Here is a 16,958-nt window from a genome sequence, read left to right as displayed (position 1 = left end):
GGGGACCCATCTCCAACAGTTTCCACAAACGCGCCGGTGCATTTTGCCGCTCGCTCAGGAGATGGGTCCCCGCTTTCGCGGGGATGACGCGTTTTGGACAGGAGTCCTCGACCCAAGGCTTCCAATGTAGGAAATGCTGTGCTGTGGTCTGCCGGCTCTTTGAATCGGTCAGGCTAAGCGGCGGTTTTTCGCGCAACATGCTTTCCCGAACGCGCAATTTTCATTCGAAAACGATGCAACTTCCGCAAAGTGAGTCAATTTAGATGTCTTCCACGAGCCGCCCGTAAAGCTCCGGCCGGCGATCGCGGAAAAAGCCGAACGCGGCGCGGTGGCGCTTGATTCGCTCGAGATCGAGCTTGGCCACGATCACGCCGGTCTCCTCGCGGTCGAGCTCCGCCAGGATGTCGCCGCGCTCGTCGGTGATGAAGCTGGTGCCGTAGAAGGTCTGGCCGTGCTCGGTGCCGACCCGATTGGCGGCGACCACCGGAACGACGTTGGAGACGGCATGCCCCACCATCGCCCGGCGCCACAGCCGCGCGGTATCGAGGCTGTCGTCATGTGGCTCTGATCCGATCGCGGTCGGGTAGAACAGCACCTCCGCGCCCATCAGCATCATCGCCCGTGCGGTCTCGGGATACCATTGGTCCCAGCACACGCCGACGCCGATCTTCGCGCCCGGGCCGTTCCACACCTTGAAGCCGGTATTGCCGGGGCGGAAATAGAATTTCTCCTCGTATCCCGGGCCGTCGGGGATGTGGCTCTTGCGATAGACGCCTTCGATCCGCCCGTCGGGACCGATCATCGCGAGGCTGTTGTAGAAATGCGGTCCGTCGGCCTCGAAGAAGCTGGTCGGGATGTGGATGCCGAGATCGGCGGCGAGATGCTGCATCGCCAGCACCGCCTTGTGCTCGTTAGCCGGCCGGGCGTTGGCGAACAGGCTCTCGTCCTCGACCCGGCAGAAATACTCGCCTTCGAAGAGTTCGGGGGGCAGCACGACCTGCGCACCCTTGCCCGCCGCCTCGCGGACGAGTTCGGACACTGCCTTGATATTGGCATGGATATCGTTGGTGAAAGCGAGCTGGAGCGCCGCGACGGTGATCTCGGTCATGGGTTTCCTCAGAGCCGCGGGAGCTGCTGGCTGATGCAGTGGAAGCTCCCGCCGCCGGTCAAGATATGATCGGCACGCTGGCCGACAACCTGCCGGCCCGGGAAAAGCTCCGCGAGCGCGACGATCGCCGCCTCGTCATTCTCCTGGCCATAGACCGGCACGACCACCGCGGCATTGCCGATATAGAAGTTCATATAGCTCGCCGGAATGATCTCCTCCTCGGGGCTGAGCACCCGGCCCGGCGAGGGGAAGCGGACGACTTCGACGCCGAAGCCCTGCGCGCGCTGCGCGGCATCCTGATAGACGCGCCAATTGGGGTCGTTGTCGGTTGCCTCGGGGATCAGCAGCCGGTTCTTGGCCACGAAGCGCGCGAGATTGTCGACATGGCCGTCGGTATGGTCGTTGACCAGTCCGTCGCCGAGCCACAGCACCCGGTGGTAGCCGAGATCCGCGGCGAGCAGCCGCTCGACATCGGCTTTGCTCAGGCTCGGGTTGCGATTGGGATTGAGCAGGCATTGCTCGGTGGTGACGCACAGCCCGGTGCCATCGCCGTCGATCGCGCCGCCCTCGAGGATCCAGGGATGTTCCTCGACGCCCAGCTGCGCGCGCTTGGCCAGCCGCAGGCCGATGTCCGAATCGCCTTCGAGATCGTATTTCCCGCCCCAGCCGTTGAAGCGGAAATCATGCGCCCGGCCCGCGCCGTCGACGATCGGTCCGGTATCGCGCAGCCAGATGTCGCCGAACGGCTCGATCACGATATGCGCGCTGCCGCCGGCATAGCTGGTCGCCGCGGCGGCCGCTTCTTCGTCGGCGGCGACGAGGATCACCTTCTCGCCGCGCCCGTCGGCATGGACCGCCCGGGCGAAAGCGGCGACTTCCTTCCGCGCCGGCTCGAGGTCCTCCAGCCACAATTCGGGGTGGCTGGGAAAGCCGATCCAGACGGCGTCGTGCGATGCCCATTCGGGCGGGGGCGGCAGAATCATGGGCGCGCTCTTACTTGCCCGCGCGGCTCTTGTCTCGGATCGCGCGGAATTCGGCGGTGGTGTACCAATTGGGCCAGTTCGAGCCTTGGGCGAGCTGGCGCCCGAGGCCGTAGAAGATCGTCAGATCCTCGATCGCGCCGTCCCAGTTCCAGTTTGGATCATATTGGTCCTGCGGCTTGTGGTAGCGGTGCTCGGTATAGTCGTCGGAAGCCTTCTTGCCCGCTTCCTTGCCGCCGACGCGCAGATCCTCGCCGCTCTCGCCATAGAGCATCGGCACGCCCAATTTGGCGAAGCTGAAATGGTCCGAGCGGTAATAATAGCCGCGCTCGGGCGTGGGCTCCGGGACGATCACCCGGTCCTGCGCGGCCACGAAGGGTTTCACCAGATCCTCGAGTTCGGACTTGCCGACACCGACCAGCACGAAATCCTTCGCCCGGCCGACATTGTTGACGCCGTCCATGTTCACGCCGCCCACCGTCTGGGCGAGCGGAAACACCGGGTTCTCGGCATAGAATTTGGAGCCGAGCAGCCCCGATTCCTCGGCAGTCACCGCCAGGAAGACGAGGCTGCGCTTCGCCGGCCCGGCCTTCACATGCGCCTCGGCGAGCGCGACCAGCGAGGCGATGCCCGAGGCATTGTCGAGCGCGCCGTTGCAGATGTCGTCGCCGTTCACTGCGTCGCAGCGGCCGAGATGGTCCCAATGCGCCGAATAGAGCACGACTTCGTCGGGCCGCTCGCTGCCGGGCAGGATGCCGACGACGTTCTTCGACGCCTGTCGCCGGATAATGTTGTCGAATGACACGTTCGCTTTCAGCCCCAGCGGCACCGCCTTGAAGCCCTTGTGCTTCGCCGCCTCGAGAAGCGCCGCGTAATCCTTGCTCGCGCTGGCGAAGAGCGCCTTGGCGGCATCCTGCTGGATCCAGCCGATCGCCTTGGACTGATCCATATGGTCGCCCGGCGTGTCCTGCTCGAGCTGCGGTCCGGTCCAGGAGGATTGCACCACGCCCCAGCCATAGGCCGCGGGCTCGGTATCGTGGATGATGATCGCAGCGGCCGCGCCCTGCCGCGCAGCTTCCTCGAACTTGTAGGTCCAGCGGCCATAATAGGTCATCGCCCGGCCGCCGAACTCGCCCTGCAGCCCCTGCGTCTGCCAGTCGGGGTCGTTGACGAGGATGATCACGGTCTTCCCCTTCACATCGACGCCGGCATAGTCGTTCCAGCCGCGCTCGGGGGCGTTGATGCCATAGCCGACGAAGACGGCCTCGCTATCCTTGACCGCGGTCTTCGGCGTGACCTGATAGGTCGCGATCACCATGTCCTTGCGATACTCGAGGCTGACCGGCGTCTTGCCCCCGGTGAAGCTGAGCGCGGAGACGTTCTGCCCTGTGATCTCGACCAGCGGCACGTCCTGGAACCAGCTGCCCTTGTTGCCGGGCTTGAGCCCCGCTTTCTCGAAGCGCTCGACGAGATAGGCGAGCGTCTTTTCCTCGCCAGCGGTGGCCGGGGCGCGGCCCTCGAATTCGTCGGACGAAAGCCGTTCGGTCACTTGCCTGAGCGTGTCGATCGAGATCTGCGGCGCAGTCTGCGCGGCCGCGGACGTGCCTGCGAGCAAGAGCATGGCGGAGAGTGCAAGGCGCATGGAGAACTCCTGGCGATGGGATTGTCGCGAGTGTGGCAGCGCGCTGGGGCACCGGCAAGCATTGCGGCCGGCGCGGGCGCTCAAACATGCCGGTCCGCTGACCGAGCATGAACTGCCGATCGACTCGCACATGCTGATCGCATTCGCTGCACCACGCCCGATCTTCGTCGGCGCAGACACGATCGATACGGGAACAGATGGGTCAATCTGAAAGGCAGCTTTCTCGCGGCCGCCGCGCCCTCGCCGGCCGGGTCGTTGCTGGGGTGGCGCGGGCTGTCGACTCCCGATTTCCGGCCAGTATTGACGGCGGTTATCGAAGGTAGGGTCGGTTTTCGACAACATCATGACGGACACAACAATCGCGACAATTGGCCAGTCTTCATCGACTTCGCATCGAAGCATCTTTTCGGGCAAGAACATTGACTTGCAGCATCCCCGTCGCGCTGGTTCCGGGGCCTAGAATAATAAGACTTGCCCAAGTCCGTTTCGTGAGTACATTATTGCTCATCGGGGGAGATGCAGGCATGTCTGAGCCGTTTTTATCGGAGCTGAGGCTTTTTTCCTTTGTCTTCGCGCCAAAAGGCTGGGCGCTATGCAATGGGCAGCTGCTGCCGATCAATCAGAACCAGCCGCTGTTCGCGCTGCTGGGCACCACTTATGGCGGCAACGGCCAAACCAATTTCGCGCTGCCCGATATGCGTGGCCGCGTGCCGATGCATGTCGGCAGCGGGCACACGCTCGGCGAGCACGGCGGCGAGCAGGCGCACACGCTCACGCTCAACGAGTTGCCCACCCATACGCACGTATTGCAGGCGACCACGACGGTGGCGAGCACCAACATCCCCAACAATACGATGCTTCTGGGTTCTTCCGCTCCGAACGACTTTTACACCGGACCGGCGGCGCTGACCCCCACCGCTCCGGGCTCGGTCGCCAGTGTCGGTGGGAGCCAGGCGCATCTCAACATGCAGCCGTTTCTGACCTTGTCCTGGTGCATCGCGCTCCAGGGCATCTTCCCCTCGCAGAACTGAGGAAACGAGCCGATGGCACAACCTTATGTCGGTGAGATCCGGATGTTCGCGGGCAATTTCCCGCCCGCCGGCTGGATGTTCTGTGAAGGAGCGCTCCTGGCCATCTCCGAGAACGAGACGCTCTTCCAGCTGATCGGCACCACTTATGGCGGGGACGGCCAGTCCACCTTCGCGCTGCCCGACCTGCGCGGCCGCCTTCCGCTGCACCAGGGGAACGGCTTCATCCTCGCTGAAACCGGGGGAGCCCCGGAAATCACGCTTACCGTCAACCAGATTCCCGCACACAGTCACACGTTGATGGCGTCCCTCAACGTGACGAGCTCGGCCACGCCGACCAATACGGTGATCGGCAAGTCCGGCTCGATCGACGCGTTCATCAACGCGCAGCCGACTGACCCGCTGAACTCGCTTTCGGTAACCTCGGTCGGGGGGAGCCAGCCGCACGAAAACATGCAGCCCTATCTCTGCATCGACTTCATCATCTCGCTGTTCGGGATTTTCCCGAGCCCAACCTGAGGAGCCCCTCCAGTGGCCGATCCGTTCGTCGCCGAAATCCGGGTCTTCCCGTTCAACTTCGCGCCCAAGGGATGGGCGTGGTGCGACGGCCAGCTATTGCCGCTGTCGCAGAACACCGCACTCTTCTCGCTGCTGGGCACAGTCTATGGCGGCGATGGCAAGAGTAATTTCGCGCTTCCCGATCTGCAGGGCTCGGTACCGATGCATCCGGGACAGGGGCCCGGCCTCCCGCTCTACGATCTCGGTCAGGTGGGCGGCTCGGAAACCGTGACCTTGCTCCAATCCGAGATTCCGTCGCACACGCACGCCCTCCAGGTATCGACGAGCGACGAGGCGGAGACGAATATACCGACCAACAATGCCCTCTCGCGGGCCAAATCGAACATTTATTCGAACAACACCACCGTCACGCCGATGGCGCCCGAGGCGCTCGCGCTCGCTGGCGGCGGCCTGCCGCACAACAACATGATGCCGTATCTGACCCTTTATTTCTGCATCGCACTCCAGGGCGTGTTCCCGCCGCGCCCCTGATGCCGAGCGTGCCGTTGCCGTTGCACGAGGCCGCCGCGCTCGAGGTCGTGCTGCGCCCGATGTCGGACGCGGACTTGGCCTTCACCGCCGCACTCTATGCCTCGACGCGTGCAGAAGAGCTGGCGCCGGTGCCCTGGCCCACCGAGGTCAAACAGGCATTCCTCGCGCAGCAGCATGCCGCGCAGCATGCCCATTACCGGCAGCATTATCAGGGCATGCGCTCGATGATCATCGAGCGTGGCGGCGCGGCGATAGGACGGCTCTATCTCTATGAAATGCCGGCAGAGATCCGGATCGTCGACATATCGCTGATGCCCGGGGCCCGGCGTCAGGGAATCGGCGCGGCGTTGCTGCGCGACGTGCTCGCGGATGCAGCACCGAGCGGCAGGAAGGTCACCATCCATGTCGAGAAGAACAATCCCGCGCGCACGCTCTATGCGCGTCTGGGCTTCACGATCCTCGACGACGACCGCGGCGCCTATGATCTCTGGGAATGGCGCGCGACGGTCTGAATCTAATAGAAGATCGCTTCGTAGCGCACGCCGCCAGCGTCCTTGGCAATCGGCACGATAAAGATGTCGTGATCCGCCCCCTCGCCGGCGAAGCGATAGGTCGCCTGTGGCAGGATCGGATCGGCAGGCCCGAGGAATTCGAGCCGGAATGACCCACCCTCGCGTCCCGAATCCGACAGTCCCTGGCCCTTGTCCAGCGTGAACGGATACGTCGCATCGGCCGCACGCACTTCATAAACGGCACCGGCCACGAAGTCGGAGAGCCGGGGACCGCTCATGCGGTTTCCCCGACAGACGAAATAGCTGCAGTCGAAGCGAAGCGCATGCGGCATCCTGACGAACGTGACCAAAGCCGAGTTTGACAGTGCGATCCCCCGGCTGCAAGCCTGAGCTGGAGCCGCCGCCGGACCTGCCGGCATCTCAAAAGAAAAGGGCGGCCCCGAAGGACCGCCCTTGTTCGTTCCCGAGCGGGAAGCCGGATCAGCGCGAGTAGAACTCGACGACCAGGTTCGGCTCCATGCGCACTGGATAGGGCACTTCGTCGAGCGTGGGCACGCGCGTGAAGGTGATCTTCGAGGCGCCTTCCGGAACGACGTAATCGGGGATGTCGCGCTCGGAGAGGCTCTGCGCCTCCATCACCAGCGCCATTTCCTGCGCCTTGGACGAAAGCGACACGACCTGGCCCGGCTTGATGCGGCGCGAACCGATGTTGCACTTCTCGCCGTCGACACGGACATGGCCGTGGTTGACGAGCTGGCGCGCGGCGAAGATCGTCGGCGCGAACTTGGCGCGATAGACGATCATGTCAAGGCGCATCTCTAGCAGGCCGATCAGGTTCTGACCGGTGTCGCCCTTCATGCGCGACGCGTCCTCGTACGACTTCTTGAACTGCTTCTCGGTGATGTCGCCGTAATAGCCCTTGAGCTTCTGCTTGGCGCGCAGCTGGATGCCGAAGTCCGACATCTTGCCCTTGCGGCGCTGGCCGTGCTGGCCGGGGCCGTACTCACGCTTGTTGACCGGGCTCTTCGGGCGACCCCAGATGTTCTCGCCCATCCGGCGGTCGAGCTTGTGCTTGGCGCTGGAGCGCTTCGACATATCTAATCCTTTGCAATCACAGAACAACGTAATCCGCTCTCCCTTTCGGGAACGCGGGGTTGGTCCCGGTATCCGCCTGCTGGTTCCTTGTGGGGAGGGCAGGGCCACCGCTTCACCGGGGTGCGGGGCCATTGCGAAGGCGCGCGGTTAGCCGCCATGTGCCGGCGAGTCAAGCTGGACAGGCGCGCGGGCACCCGCCAAGGGGCTGCCATGCAAGACATTCTCGATCCCGAAGCCTGCACGACGATGGCCGAGGTCCGGGCCGGCGTCGATGCGGTCGATCGCGCCTTGGTCGCCCTGCTCGCGCGCCGCTTCGGCTATATGGACGCCGCCGCCCGCATCAAGCCCGAACGCGGCCAGGTCCGCGACGAGGCGCGCAAGGCACAGGTCATCACCAATGTCCGCGCGCATGCACGCGAGGCAGGCATTCCCGAAGCGCCGATCGGCGAACTATGGGAACGGCTGGTCGAAGCCTCGATCGCTTATGAGTTCGAGGCGTTCGACCGCCGCTGAAGCTGGCAAAACGCCAGCTCAGCGGAGGCGCGAATCCCGCTCGACCTGTTCCTGCCGCTCTTTCATCTCGCGCTCGGTGCGGCAGATGCGCTTGCGGGCGAGGCGCGAGTAAGAGGATTGCTCGACGACGCAGATCTTCCTCTCTTCGGCCGGCTTGGCGGCTTCTGGCGCAGGGGCATTCTGAAGCGCGGCGGCGAGCGTCAGCGCGAAAAAGCTCGTGAACATTCAATAACTCTCCGGAAGCACCTCAGAATCGGCGCATGCGCCACTTCTAGGGGGCGCCGGCGCGATTCTGCAAAGCCGCAGGGCTCATCGGTCGCGATACAGCTTGCGCCCGGCGAGCGCCGACAGCACGCCGCGCATCGTGCGAACTTCCTGCGAGGTCCAGCCCGGCTTGGTCAGCAGCGTGCGAAGCGTCCGTCGCGTGGTGGGCGTGCGCGCGGGCGGGAAATAATAGCCCGAGCCCTCGAGCATGGCCTCGAGCTGGCTGATCATCCCTTCCAGTTCGTCCTGCGGCGCCGGTGGATCGAGATCGGTGGCTGGTGGGCTGGCGAGATTTGCCCCCTTCGACCATTCGTAAGCGACGAGGATCACCGCCTGAGCGAGATTCAATGAACCGAATTCGGGATTGATCGGCACGGTGATGATCGTCCGGGCGAGCGCGACATCGTCGGTTTCGAGGCCGGAGCGCTCGGGTCCGAACAGGATCGCCGAACGCTCGGGAGCGGAACGGATCTCGCTCGCCGCGACTTCGGGCGTGACCACCGGCTTGGTGACGCCGCGCTTGCGCACCGTGGTGGCATAGACCTGTCCGCAATCGGCTACCGCATCGGCAACGCCGTCGAACACCTGCGCCTTTTCCAGCACCACATCGGCACCGCTGGCGGCCGGCCCAGCGGATGGGTTGGGCCAGCCATCGCGCGGGGCAACGAGGCGCATCTCGGTCAGCCCGAAATTGAGCATCGCGCGTGCCGCCTTGCCGATATTCTCGCCCAATTGCGGGCGCACGAGAACGATGACGGGATTCACCCCTTCCCCACCTCGCTGACATTGCCGGCGAATTCCTCGAAATCCTTCGCCTCGCGGAAGTCCTTATAGACGCTGGCAAAGCGGATATAGGCGACCGAATCCAGGCCCTTCAGCCCGTCCATCACCATCTCGCCGATCCGCTGCGAGGGGATTTCGCTGTCGCCCAGCGTCTCGAGCTGGCGCTGGATGCCCGACACCAGCCGCTCGATCTGCGCTGAGGTGACCGGACGCTTGCGCGCGGCGAGCGTCACCGAGCGGATCAATTTGTCGCGCTCGAACGGCTCGCGACGGTCCTGGTTCTTCACCACCGTGAGGTCGCGCAGCTGGATCCGCTCGAACGTGGTGAAGCGCGCGGCACATGCCTCGCACTGCCGCCGCCGCCGGATCGCCGCCCCGTCTTCGGTGGGGCGGCTGTCCTTCACCTGGCTATCTTCATTTCCGCAGAACGGGCAGCGCAATTACAGCTCCGGATAGATGGGGAAGCGTTCGCACAGTGCGCGGACGCGCTCGCGGACATTCGCTTCGATCTGCGCGTCGCCCTGTTCGCCATTCTTGCGCAGCCCTTCGAGCACATCGGCGACCATGTTGCCGATCTCGCGGAACTCGGCCGGGCCGAAGCCGCGCGTGGTGCCGGCGGGCGATCCGACGCGGATGCCGCTGGTCTTGACCGGCGGCAGCGGATCGTTGGGGATGCCGTTCTTGTTGCAGGTGATCCCGGCGCGCTCGAGCGCCTCGTCGGCGTCCTTGCCGGTGACGCCCAGCGGCGTGAGGTCGACCAATGCGAGATGCGTGTCCGTGCCGCCCGAGACGAGGTTGGCGCCGCGTTCGTTGAGCGTTGCCGCGAGCACCTTGGCGTTCTCGACGATCGCCGCGGCATAGCTCTTGAAATCGGGGCGCAGCGCCTCGCCGAACGCAACGGCCTTGGCGGCGATCACGTGCATCAGCGGGCCGCCCTGGAGGCCGGGGAACACTGCCGAGTTGATCTTCTTGGCGATCGCCTCGTCATTGGTGAACACCGCGCCACCGCGGGGACCGCGCAGCGTCTTGTGCGTGGTTGTGGTCACGACATGCGCATGGCCGAACGGCGTCGGGTGCACGCCGCCTGCCACCAGGCCCGCGAAGTGCGCCATATCGACCATGAAGATCGCGCCGACTTCGTCCGCAATCGCGCGGAATTTGGCGAAATCGATGATCCGCGGATAGGCCGAGCCGCCCGCGATGATCAGCCTGGGCTTGTGCTCCTTGGCCTTCGCCTCGACTTCGTCGAAGTCGATCAGATGCGTGGTCGGATCGACGCCGTACTGGATCGCATTGAACCACTTGCCGCTCATCGCCGCGCGCGCGCCGTGGGTCAGGTGCCCGCCCGAATCGAGGCTGAGGCCCATGATCGTATCGCCCGGCTTGGTCAGCGCCAGCATCACCGCGCCGTTCGCCTGCGCGCCCGAATGCGGCTGGACGTTGGCGAAATCGCAGCCGAACAATTGCTTCGCCCGATCGATCGCAAGCTGCTCGACTTCGTCCGAAGGGTGGCAGCCCTGATAGTAACGCTTGCCGGGATAACCCTCGGCGTACTTGTTGGTGAACACCGATCCCTGCGCCTCGAGCACCGCCTTGGAGACGATGTTCTCGGATGCGATCAGCTCGATCTGGTGCTGCTCGCGGTCGAGCTCGTGGCGGACGCCGGCGAACACCGCGGGATCGACCTCGGACAGGCTCTTGGTGAAGAAACCGTCGGGCTGGAGCCCTGCCATCTGGGGGTTGGTGCTCATGCGGGGCTCCTTTCAGGATGGCTGAGTTTGTCGACGCGGCGCTGGTGGCGATCGCCGAGGAATTCGGTTTCGAGGAAGGCAGTGACGCAGGCCTTGGCCATTTCAAGGCCGATCAGCCGGGCGCCCAGGGCCACGACATTGGCATCGTTATGCTGGCGCGCAAGGCTCGCCGAGAGCGGCTCGGAGACCAAGGCGCAACGCGCGGCGGGATTGCGATTGACTGCGATCGAGATGCCGATCCCCGACCCGCACAGCGCCACCCCGACCTCGGCTTCGCCCTGCTCGATCGCACGGGCGAGCGCATAGCCATAATCGGGATAATCGACGCTGTCGGCATTGGCGGGGCCGAGATCGAGCAGTTCGTGGCCCTCGCCACGCAACCATTCGGCGAGTTCCGATTTCATGACGAAGGCGGCATGATCCGAGGCGATGGCGATACGGCGCGGCATGCGGCGCTCCCTACGCCCTCGGGCCTGTGCTGGCTAGACCGAGACAACCCTTGGAGACCGAAATGCGTAAATCAATTCTGGCTTTGGCGCCCGCGCTCGCTTTTGGCCTGGCCTTGGGCGCCTGCTCCGAAAGCGCGCAGGACAATCTGACCAGCGCCGTCGATCAGACCGGCGACAGCCTGGAGAACGCCGCCGACAAGACCGGCGACATGATCGAGAACGGTGCCGACCGCGCCGGGCGGGCCATCGAGAACACCGCGGACGATGTCGGCGACACGGTCGCACAGGGCACTCGCGACACCGGCAACGCGATCGACAATACGACTCATTAGCCTCCCGCGCGCGGCGGCGGGCGGAGCCATTGCCGCCGCCGCGCTTCCGCCGCGTAGGTGGCGCTGACCGGTATCGCCGTTCCGCCGGCGAGCCGCAGCCGCCAGCGCCGGCCGTCGCGCTCGGCGCCTTCGACTGCATCGGCCGCGACCCAGGCGCCGCGATGCACCTGCGCGCCATCGACTCCCTCCAGCTCGGCGAGCGCGTCGCCGAAGCGGTAGTGGATGAGCGCGCTCTGCCCGTCGCGGCGCCGGACCCGGCAATAATGATCCTCGGCCTCCACAGCGGCGAGCGCCTCGGGCGCCACCCGCGCGCGGCCGAGCAGGCCATCGGCCGGAACCGCGGGCTCGGCCTTCCGGCTCAGCACCACCCAGGCGACCAGCGACGCGACGACGATGATCAGCGCGGAGATCGCCAGCGCGCTCACCCAGGTCTCGAACGGATTGAGCACGAACGGCGCGCCAACCGCACTGGCGCACAGTGCAATCTCGAGTGGAAGCGGCAAGTTCAGCAGCGGCGCCCCGATCAGCGATGCGCGCGGCCAGTCGGCCGGCTTGCGGACGCGCCAGGCGAACCACAGCTGCCATTTGAGCGCGCTCCAGCCCATCAGCAGCAGCCAGAAGCCGATGCGCGACCCCAGCGGCAGGTTTCCGGTGCCGAAGCCGCCGGTCACCACCATCAGCGCGGCCGCGCCGAAACACGCGATCCACAATATCGGAAAGCCGGGCGGGAAATCGCGCCATGCACGTTTCGCGAAGCCGCGAACGCGGTTCGCGAAACGCGGCTTGCCGGTCGCCGTGTCGCGGCGGCTTCGATGTGCGGTCCGCGCTACAGCCATATGCACAGGCTGCCATGCGCCGGACGACACGACAATTGGAGATTCCAGATGCGGAAGTTGATGCTCTTCGGACTGACGGCATTGTTCGCCGCATTGCTCGCGCCATCGGCGCAGGCGCAACCGACGGACACCGCAGCGATCGCCGCGCAGCGCGAGGCGATGAAGAAGCTCGACTGGATGCACGGCGTCTGGCGCGGCCCCGCCGTCAGCCAGTCGCCCCAGGGCGAGCACCGTGTGATTCAGACCGAGCGGATCGGCGGATTTCTGGGCGGCACGCTCACGGTGATGGAAGGCAAGAGCTACAATTCGGACGGCAGCGTCGGCTTCAATGCGCTCGGCGTGGTCTCGTACGACGCGCAGGCTAAATCCTGGTGGCTGACCAGCTGGGCGCTGGGCCGCGGCGGCAAGTTTCCGATGCAGGTGACCGACACCGGCTATGTCTGGGAGATTCCGGCCGGGGCGATGACGATCCGCTACACCGCCACCGTGACCAATGGCAGCTGGACCGAAGTGGGCGACTATATCGCGCCCGGCCAGCCGCCCCGGCGCTTCTTCACGATGACGCTCACCCGCGTCGGCGACAGCGACTGGCCGGGGGCCGGCAGCGTCACGAAACAGTGACCTGACTGACCGGCAGCTGTCACATGCCCGGGCTAGCAGGGCGCGACACCGCCCGGCAGTCCGGGCGGCGCGCATCTGGAGTCCGGCCATGGGAACTCTCGTCAAGGCGCCGAAGAACGGCGCCGTTCGCGGTGCGGTGCATCGTCACGAACATCTGAGCAAGGAGGGCCTGCTCGAACGCGCCTTCACCTTCGCCTTTCGCGGGCTGGTCTATGCCCAGATCTGGGAAGATCCGGTGGTCGACATGGAGGCGCTGGAGATCACGCCCGATTGCCACGTCGTGACGATCGCTTCGGGTGGCTGCAACGTCTTCTCCTACCTCATCGCCGATCCAAAGCGGATCACTGCGGTGGACCTCAATCCCGCACATATCGCGCTCAACCGGCTCAAGCAGGCGGCGGCGCTGCACCTGCCCGACTATGCCAGCTTCCGCGCCTTCTTCGCCGATGCCGACCGCGCCGAGAATATCGCTTCGTACGAGCGCCATCTGCGCCCGCATCTCGACGCGGCGACGCGGAGCTATTGGGAGGGCCGCGACATTAGCGGCCGCCGCCGGATCTCGGGTTTCGCGACGGGCTTCTATCGCCGCGGGCTGCTCGGCAATCTGATCGGCTTCGTCCATTTCCTCGGACGACTCTATCGGATCGATCCGCGCGAAATCCTGAAGGCGCGGAGCATCGAGGAGCAGCGCGCGATCTTCGAGACGCGCTATGCCCCCTTCTTCGAGAAGAAGTTCCTGCGCTGGCTGGTCGACCAGCCCGCCGCCCTGTTCGGCTTCGGCATTCCGCCGGCACAATATGATCTGCTCAAGGCCGACGACGCGCAGGGTATCACCGGCGCGCTCAAGAGCCGGCTGCGCAAGCTGGCGTGCGATTTCGACATCAAGGACAATTTCTACGCATGGCAGGCGTTCGGCCGCGGCTATGGCAAGCATGACGCCGCGCCGCTGCCGCCCTATCTGCAAAAGGCGAATTACGACCAGGTCCGGCGGCGCGCCGATCGCGTCGAGATCCGCCACACCAATTATGCCGATTATCTAGAGGGCATGCCGGCGCAGTCGCTCGATCGCTACATATTGCTCGACGCGCAGGACTGGATGACCGACGCGCAGCTCACCCGGATCTGGAGCGAGATCACCCGCACCGCCAAGCCCGGAGCGCGCATACTCTATCGCACCGCCGCGGCGCCCGACGTGGTCGCCGGCCATATTCCCGCGACGCTCCTCGACCAGTGGGAATATGCCGATGCGGCGAAGCGCGACGACTGGACGCGGCGTGATCGGTCCGCAGTCTATGGCGCGACGCATCTCTGGACGCTGAAGCCGCACGCATGACCGTGGCCGCGCACGACCAGAAGGCGCTGATGGACGGTGTCTATGCGTTCCATCGCCATTTCTACGACTTCACCCGGCGGTTCTATCTGTTCGGTCGCGACCGGCTGGTCCGGAACCTCGCCCCGCCGCCGGGAGGGACGGTGCTGGAAGTGGGCTGCGGCACCGCGCGCAATCTGATCGTGGCGGCGAAGATGTGGCCCGAAGCGCGCTTTCACGGCTTCGACATCAGCGAGGCGATGCTCGAGACCGCGCGCAAGTCGGTCGCGAGGCAGGGGCTGGCCGGGAAGATCAGCCTCGCACAGGGCGACGCAGGCAATTTCGACACGCGCGCGCTATTCGGGCTGGAAAAGGTCGACCGGATCTTCATGAGCTACACGCTGTCGATGATCCCGCCTTGGCAGGAAGCGATCGAGCGCGGCGCGGCGAGCCTGGCCCCGGGCGGCAGCCTGCACATCGTCGATTTCGGCCAGTATGAGCGGCTGCCCGGTTTCCTGAAGCGGCTCCACTTCAAGTCGCTCAACGACTTCCACGTCTTCCCGCGCCGCGAATTGCCCGCGGTGCTCAAGCGGGTGGCAGAGGAGCAGGGTCTCAGCCTCGAATTCACCCCGCTCTATCGCGGCTACACCTGGAGCGCAGTGCTCGGCCGGCCCTAGCCGCGCCCCGGATCGTACACGCGGATGATCCACGAGACGTAATAAGCGAGATAGAGCAGCGCAAAGATGAAGTGAAAGCGCGCGTTGCGCGTGCGCATCGCCACCAGTGCGAGCGCGATGGTGACGACGATCCGCGCCGGATATTCGGCGCCGAAGCTCGCCAGATAGTCATGCCCCTTGATCGCGGTGTCGAACCAGTCGGTGAGCATCGACACGATCAGCAGCCCGAAGAACCAGCCCCGTCGCGACTGGAAATAATCCTGATAGCCTTCATATTCCTCGAGTTCGTCGGGGAAGAGGATGTTCGCCATCAGCGCGAACAGGAATGCGTAGAACAGCACGAACAGGAACAATTCGAACCGCCAGCTGGCGATCGCGGTCAGCCCGAACTCCCACCACCAGAAATGGATCGACGCGATCAGGACGATCAGCGCCCATAGCAGGTGGACCGGATAGACCTTGAGCTTGCCGGGGTGCTGCACGAACTTCGCCAGCCCGGAGAGCACACGCGTGATCGCGATCCCCAGCACGATGCTGATGATCACGCGAATATGGAGGTAGAGGTCGTGAGTGAGTTCGGGGCCGGGCGAATGCACAGCCAAGGCTTCAGGCCGCCAGCCGCAGCTCCAGCCGGCCCCATATCTCGACCAGCGCAGCCACGAGCTCGCGCATCATCGCCTCGTCATGCGCGGGGCCGGGGGTGAAGCGCAACCGCTCGGTGCCGCGCGGCACCGTGGGGTAATTGATCGGCTGGACGTAGACGCCATATTCGGCGAGCAGCACGTCGCTGATCTTCTTCGCCTTGACCGGATCGCCGACCATCAGCGGCACGATGTGCGTGGTCGAGGGAAGCACCGGCAGCCCGGCGTCGGTCATCAGCGCCTTGAGCTTCGCGGCCGATTCCTGCTGCCCTTCGCGCTCGACGGTGGATGCCTTGAGGTGCTTCACGCTCGCCAGCGCCCCCGCGACGAGGACCGGCGATAGCGACGTAGTGAAGATGAAGCCCGGCGCGTAAGAGCGGATCACATCGACGATCACCTGATCGGCGGCGATATATCCCCCCATCACGCCGAATGCCTTGCCCAGCGTGCCTTCGATGATCGTGATTCGCTCCGCCACGCCGTCGCGCTCGGAGATGCCGCCGCCGCGCGCGCCGTACATGCCCACGGCATGGACTTCGTCGAGATAGGTCAGCGCGTTATACTTGTCGGCAAGGTCGCAGATCTCGGCGATCGGCGCGATATCGGCGTCCATCGAATAGACGCTCTCGAATGCGATGAGCTTGGGCGCGCCGGGATCGTCGGCGGCGAGCAGCTCCTCGAGATGCGCGAGATCGTTGTGGCGGAACACGCGCTTCTCGCAGCCCGAATTGCGGATGCCGGCGATCATCGATGCGTGGTTGAGCTCGTCCGAATAGACGATGCAGCCCGGCATCAGCCTGGCGAGCGTCGACAGCGTCGCTTCGTTCGAGACATAGCCCGACGTGAAGAGCAAGGCGCCTTCCTTGCCGTGCAGGTCGGCCAGCTCATGCTCGAGCTCGATATGGTAATGCGTATTGCCGCCGATGTTGCGCGTGCCGCCCGATCCGGCGCCGACATCGTGGAGGGCTTCCTCCATCGCCGCGATCACCTTGGGGTGCTGGCCCATCGCCAGATAATCGTTCGAGCACCACACGACGATCGGCTTGGGGCCGTTATGCCCCGCGAAGCAGCGCGCATTGGGATAGGCGCCCTTGTTGCGCAGGACATCGATGAACACGCGGTAGCGGCCCTCTGCATGCAGGCGATCGATCGCCTGGTTGAAGACCCGCGAATAGTCGATGGCGGGCGCAGGGCTGTCCTTCGTGTGCATGGGCCTGCTCCCTACCCCCAAAATCCGTACATTTCCAGCCACCCGGCGCAAGCGAATGTCGCATGACATATGCGCAGTCGGAATGTCGCATTCGAGCCTAAAGCGATAGAAAAGTTTTAAAAATTATCAGTCATCGCTCGAATCCTGATCCGGATCA

The 16,958-nt window shown here is 64.9% G+C and carries 23 protein-coding genes; 10 read left to right on the top strand and 13 right to left on the bottom strand.

What is annotated here, in order from left to right; genetic code table 11:
- Positions 1-259: 259 nt before the first annotated feature.
- Genes aguB through ASE13_RS01225 form a run of 3 tightly spaced genes read right to left on the bottom strand, consistent with a single transcriptional unit; the run spans position 260 to position 3,730 of the window.
- Entirely contained in the window at positions 260-1,108 is an 849-nt protein-coding gene (gene aguB, locus ASE13_RS01235) for an N-carbamoylputrescine amidase (protein ID WP_056610382.1), read from the bottom strand.
- Positions 1,109-1,116: 8 nt separating this feature from the next.
- Positions 1,117-2,091, bottom strand: coding sequence for an agmatine deiminase family protein (locus tag ASE13_RS01230; protein WP_056610380.1), 975 nt, complete (start codon positions 2,089-2,091; stop codon positions 1,117-1,119).
- Positions 2,092-2,101: 10 nt separating this feature from the next.
- On the bottom strand, positions 2,102-3,730 hold the full coding sequence (locus ASE13_RS01225) for a M28 family metallopeptidase (protein ID WP_056610378.1): 1,629 nt from the start codon (positions 3,728-3,730) through the stop codon (positions 2,102-2,104).
- Between ASE13_RS01225 and ASE13_RS19605 the strand changes: the two genes are divergently transcribed.
- The 5 genes from ASE13_RS19605 (at position 3,729) to ASE13_RS01205 (ending at position 6,320) form a co-directional block, all read left to right on the top strand.
- The gene (locus ASE13_RS19605; protein WP_156404678.1) at positions 3,729-3,941 is read left to right on the top strand and encodes a hypothetical protein; all 213 of its coding nucleotides are present in this window, start codon (positions 3,729-3,731) and stop codon (positions 3,939-3,941) included. The genes ASE13_RS01225 and ASE13_RS19605 overlap by 2 nt on opposite strands.
- A 313-nt stretch (positions 3,942-4,254) precedes the next feature.
- Positions 4,255-4,761: a phage tail protein gene (locus ASE13_RS01220; protein WP_056610377.1), complete on the top strand. Its 507-nt coding sequence runs from the start codon at positions 4,255-4,257 to the stop codon at positions 4,759-4,761.
- A gap of 42 nt (positions 4,762-4,803) precedes the next feature.
- Positions 4,804-5,277, top strand: a complete 474-nt coding sequence (locus ASE13_RS01215; protein ID WP_235536798.1) for a phage tail protein — start codon at positions 4,804-4,806, stop codon at positions 5,275-5,277.
- A 12-nt stretch (positions 5,278-5,289) separates the two neighbouring features.
- Positions 5,290-5,808: a phage tail protein gene (locus ASE13_RS01210; protein ID WP_056610374.1), complete on the top strand. Its 519-nt coding sequence runs from the start codon at positions 5,290-5,292 to the stop codon at positions 5,806-5,808.
- Positions 5,808-6,320, top strand: coding sequence for a GNAT family N-acetyltransferase (locus ASE13_RS01205; RefSeq protein WP_056610372.1), 513 nt, complete (start codon positions 5,808-5,810; stop codon positions 6,318-6,320). The genes ASE13_RS01210 and ASE13_RS01205 overlap by 1 nt, the downstream gene beginning before the upstream one ends.
- Positions 6,321-6,322: 2 nt before the next feature.
- Here the strand turns inward: ASE13_RS01205 and ASE13_RS01200 are convergent, their stop codons facing one another.
- Both ASE13_RS01200 and rpsD read right to left on the bottom strand, forming a co-directional pair.
- On the bottom strand, positions 6,323-6,598 hold the full coding sequence (locus ASE13_RS01200) for a DUF6916 family protein (protein ID WP_156404677.1): 276 nt from the start codon (positions 6,596-6,598) through the stop codon (positions 6,323-6,325).
- Between the two features lie 202 nt (positions 6,599-6,800).
- Complete coding sequence (rpsD, locus tag ASE13_RS01195; protein WP_025587043.1) at positions 6,801-7,415, bottom strand: 30S ribosomal protein S4; 615 nt, start codon at positions 7,413-7,415, stop codon at positions 6,801-6,803.
- Between the two features lie 210 nt (positions 7,416-7,625).
- Between rpsD and ASE13_RS01190 the strand changes: the two genes are divergently transcribed.
- Positions 7,626-7,928 carry a chorismate mutase gene (locus tag ASE13_RS01190; RefSeq protein WP_056614490.1) on the top strand — a complete coding sequence of 101 codons (303 nt, stop codon included), beginning with the start codon at positions 7,626-7,628 and terminating at the stop codon, positions 7,926-7,928.
- A gap of 18 nt (positions 7,929-7,946) precedes the next feature.
- On the opposite strand, the gene ASE13_RS01185 is transcribed toward ASE13_RS01190, so the two are convergent.
- The 5 genes from ASE13_RS01185 to rpiB all read right to left on the bottom strand — a co-directional run bounded on the left by ASE13_RS01185 (position 7,947) and on the right by rpiB (position 11,175).
- Positions 7,947-8,153, bottom strand: a complete 207-nt coding sequence (locus ASE13_RS01185) for a hypothetical protein (protein WP_056610368.1) — start codon at positions 8,151-8,153, stop codon at positions 7,947-7,949.
- An 84-nt stretch (positions 8,154-8,237) separates the two neighbouring features.
- On the bottom strand, positions 8,238-8,957 hold the full coding sequence (locus ASE13_RS01180; RefSeq protein ID WP_156404676.1) for an RNA methyltransferase: 720 nt from the start codon (positions 8,955-8,957) through the stop codon (positions 8,238-8,240).
- Positions 8,954-9,415: a transcriptional regulator NrdR gene (nrdR, locus tag ASE13_RS01175; protein WP_056610364.1), complete on the bottom strand. Its 462-nt coding sequence runs from the start codon at positions 9,413-9,415 to the stop codon at positions 8,954-8,956. Before nrdR ends, ASE13_RS01180 begins: the two co-directional genes overlap by 4 nt.
- Complete coding sequence (glyA, locus tag ASE13_RS01170) at positions 9,416-10,726, bottom strand: serine hydroxymethyltransferase (protein ID WP_056610362.1); 1,311 nt, start codon at positions 10,724-10,726, stop codon at positions 9,416-9,418.
- Positions 10,723-11,175 carry a ribose 5-phosphate isomerase B gene (gene rpiB, locus ASE13_RS01165; protein ID WP_056610360.1) on the bottom strand — a complete coding sequence of 151 codons (453 nt, stop codon included), beginning with the start codon at positions 11,173-11,175 and terminating at the stop codon, positions 10,723-10,725. Before rpiB ends, glyA begins: the two co-directional genes overlap by 4 nt.
- A gap of 62 nt (positions 11,176-11,237) precedes the next feature.
- Here rpiB and ASE13_RS01160 point away from each other — a divergent pair, with 62 nt between their 5' ends.
- Positions 11,238-11,507: a hypothetical protein gene (locus tag ASE13_RS01160; protein WP_056614487.1), complete on the top strand. Its 270-nt coding sequence runs from the start codon at positions 11,238-11,240 to the stop codon at positions 11,505-11,507.
- Here the strand turns inward: ASE13_RS01160 and ASE13_RS01155 are convergent.
- Entirely contained in the window at positions 11,504-12,343 is an 840-nt protein-coding gene (locus tag ASE13_RS01155) for a LytTR family DNA-binding domain-containing protein (protein WP_056610358.1), read from the bottom strand. The two genes, ASE13_RS01160 and ASE13_RS01155, sit on opposite strands and share 4 nt — an antisense overlap.
- A gap of 48 nt (positions 12,344-12,391) precedes the next feature.
- On the opposite strand from ASE13_RS01155, the gene ASE13_RS01150 reads away from it, so the two are divergent.
- The 3 genes from ASE13_RS01150 (at position 12,392) to ASE13_RS01140 (ending at position 14,950) form a co-directional block, all read left to right on the top strand.
- Positions 12,392-12,964: a hypothetical protein gene (locus ASE13_RS01150; RefSeq protein WP_056610356.1), complete on the top strand. Its 573-nt coding sequence runs from the start codon at positions 12,392-12,394 to the stop codon at positions 12,962-12,964.
- A gap of 88 nt (positions 12,965-13,052) precedes the next feature.
- Positions 13,053-14,297, top strand: coding sequence for a DUF3419 family protein (locus tag ASE13_RS01145; protein ID WP_056610354.1), 1,245 nt, complete (start codon positions 13,053-13,055; stop codon positions 14,295-14,297).
- Positions 14,294-14,950, top strand: a complete 657-nt coding sequence (locus tag ASE13_RS01140; protein WP_056610352.1) for a class I SAM-dependent methyltransferase — start codon at positions 14,294-14,296, stop codon at positions 14,948-14,950. The genes ASE13_RS01145 and ASE13_RS01140 overlap by 4 nt, the downstream gene beginning before the upstream one ends.
- Here the strand turns inward: ASE13_RS01140 and ASE13_RS01135 are convergent.
- Positions 14,947-15,546 carry a hypothetical protein gene (locus tag ASE13_RS01135; protein WP_235536924.1) on the bottom strand — a complete coding sequence of 200 codons (600 nt, stop codon included), beginning with the start codon at positions 15,544-15,546 and terminating at the stop codon, positions 14,947-14,949. The genes ASE13_RS01140 and ASE13_RS01135 overlap by 4 nt on opposite strands.
- A 10-nt stretch (positions 15,547-15,556) precedes the next feature.
- Complete coding sequence (hemA, locus tag ASE13_RS01130) at positions 15,557-16,801, bottom strand: 5-aminolevulinate synthase (protein ID WP_056610349.1); 1,245 nt, start codon at positions 16,799-16,801, stop codon at positions 15,557-15,559.
- Between the last annotated feature and the right edge of the window lie 157 nt (positions 16,802-16,958).

It is taken from the genome of Sphingomonas sp. Root241 (genome assembly GCF_001428865.1).
In the GTDB taxonomy this organism is placed as follows: Bacteria; Pseudomonadota; Alphaproteobacteria; order Sphingomonadales; family Sphingomonadaceae; genus Sphingomonas.
This window is presented reverse-complemented; position numbering and strand designations above follow the sequence as displayed.